Origin of the sequence: Aeromonas sp. 1HA1, from assembly GCF_029237385.1 — a bacterium.
Classification (GTDB): domain Bacteria; phylum Pseudomonadota; class Gammaproteobacteria; order Enterobacterales; family Aeromonadaceae; genus Aeromonas; species Aeromonas popoffii.
Genome location: NZ_JAACGC010000149.1, coordinates 1 through 2,097, shown reverse-complemented (window position 1 = coordinate 2,097; position 2,097 = coordinate 1). Strand labels below are relative to the sequence as shown.

1 protein-coding gene and 1 pseudogene are annotated in these 2,097 nt (G+C 50.4%); one reads left to right on the top strand and one right to left on the bottom strand.

The features are described 5' to 3' along the window. Nucleotides 1-160: 160 nt before the first annotated feature. Nucleotides 161-475 carry a hypothetical protein gene (locus GWQ22_RS21215; protein ID WP_275931592.1) on the top strand — a complete coding sequence of 105 codons (315 nt, stop codon included), beginning with the start codon at nucleotides 161-163 and terminating at the stop codon, nucleotides 473-475. Nucleotides 476-762: 287 nt separating this feature from the next. On the opposite strand, the pseudogene GWQ22_RS21210 reads toward GWQ22_RS21215, so the two are convergent. After that, nucleotides 763-1,751, bottom strand: a pseudogene (locus tag GWQ22_RS21210) (IS481 family transposase). Nucleotides 1,752-2,097: the final 346 nt, after the last annotated feature.

Here is a 2,097-nt window from a genome sequence, read left to right as displayed (position 1 = left end):
GATTGGCGAGGCCGATACCCTGGAAAAGCTCGAAGCCCTGCTGCCATGGAACGTCCCGCTGGAGCCGATTGCAAAAAAAGTGGCGCAATACGGTAAAGGCAAGTAGGTCGATTTAACGGCGCTTACTCTGTATCCAGAATTTGTACTGGATATTGTTGAGTTGCAGAAGTGTACCGATAAAGCTGTTCTTGTCCGGTATCGAGATTCGCTCGAGAGAGATGTGGTTGTCGTGTGGGTCGAACTAAAGGGTGACTATCTGGGCAAACCGGTGCAGGCAGAAAAACAGCTGTCTGAGGCTTTGATGGAACATATCGCTGTCGGCCCTGAAATTTGTATTGTGGAACCTGGTACTATTGCAAGATATATTGCCGATAAAATGTCGCAGTCTAATGGCGTAAAAGTACCGAGATTAATTGATATTGATAGTGAACAACTATCTCTTAAACATAAACTTTCAAAGCAACAACAATGTTAAGAGTGGGGAGTACTTCGTATATAAAAAATATGTATGAAGATGGTATTCACCTGACAGTTGCCCATAAAAGGGAGTGGTTATACGGCTTCAAACCGGATAACAAAACGGTACCCCTACAGTGTTATCTGGAGTCACTGTATGACCACCAACAAGAAAGTAGCAAGTCGAAAACTCAACCTGCTAGATGATCTTACTAAAGAACTCAATAACCTCAGCACATATACAGGATGTACAGATCTAGTTATCACCTGACACCGGCCTCAAACCGGTGTCTATTTTACGCTACTTTAAGAAGTGCGCACTTCCTTCGGTATCAATTTCAGACCCTTCTTGAACATGCTGTAGGGCGTTTGTCCCTCCATCATCCTGCCCTGATGTGGCCGCTGGGTGTTGTAGTACTCCAGGTAGCTATCCAGGTCTGTCTGCATCTGCTCTACCGACTCATACCAGGTCGTTCTCCCTTTGATGCGGAAGTGTTCATCCAGCAAGGTGCGGTGCAACCGTTCGATAAAGCCGTTGCTCTGCGGCCTGCGCACCTTGGTTGTCCGGTGCTCAATTCCCTCCATTTGCAGGAACAGCTCGTAGGGATGGTGGTCAGGTCGCCCGCAGAACTCACGCCCATTGTCCGACAGGATGGTATAGACCTGCGCCTCGTGGGCTTCGAAAACGGCAACACCGTTTCGTTGAGCACATGGACCGAGGTCACCGGCAGCTTGCTGGTGTAGAGCCGCCCCCAGGCGTGGCGACTGTAGCAGTCCAGCACGGTTTGTAGATACACCTTGCCAACCCCCTTGAGTGCGCCGACGAAGAAGGTGTCGACCGCCACCAGTTCCCCGGTGTAGTGGACCTCTATCTGACGTTCTCGGAACTCGGGACTGAAGCGCTCGAGCAGGCGAATTTGCTCGTCATTGAGCTCAATCGTTTGTTCCCGATGGGTTTTCTCGAGACGTAACAAGCGGTCGTGTTTGGAGAGCAAATCGTGACGTTGCCACACGCCACGCACGCCGCCGGCACTGACGTTGATGCCTTGCAAAGCCAGTTCTTGCGCGACCCGCAGCGGGCCGTGAGTAGGCCTGGTGAGGGAGTAATCGAGGATGGCCTGCTCAATCTCGGGAGCGACCCGGTTGGGATGAGCCCCTTTACAGCCGGGCAATTTGTCGAGCAAGCCCTCGGCGCCATAGGTCTGGTAATTACGGCGAATTTCATAGAACTGCTGACGGCTGTAGCCGATGAGCTTGCAGGCTTTGCTGACATTATTGAGCTCGTTGGTGGTCATACGGTGACTCCAGATAACACGGTAGGGGTACCGTTTTGTTATCCGGTTTGAAGCCGTATAACCACTCCTTTTTGTGGGCAACTGTCAGGTGAATACCATCTCCATACAGGCAAAAGACCTGATTGATAGGTATCGTTTGGCTGTGAACTTTAGGGTCCAAACCTTCCTTGCCACATTACAGGAAGGTCCCACATTATCTATGGAACTAGCGGTCCAAGGTCTGACTCTTATACACAAATATTGTGAACTGATTGGCACTTTTCCCGATTTCCAGGATCTGATCTCCTATGTGACTCCCGAACATGGTAACGATCATGCTAACTTTTGCTCTTCATCGTGCGGCCGA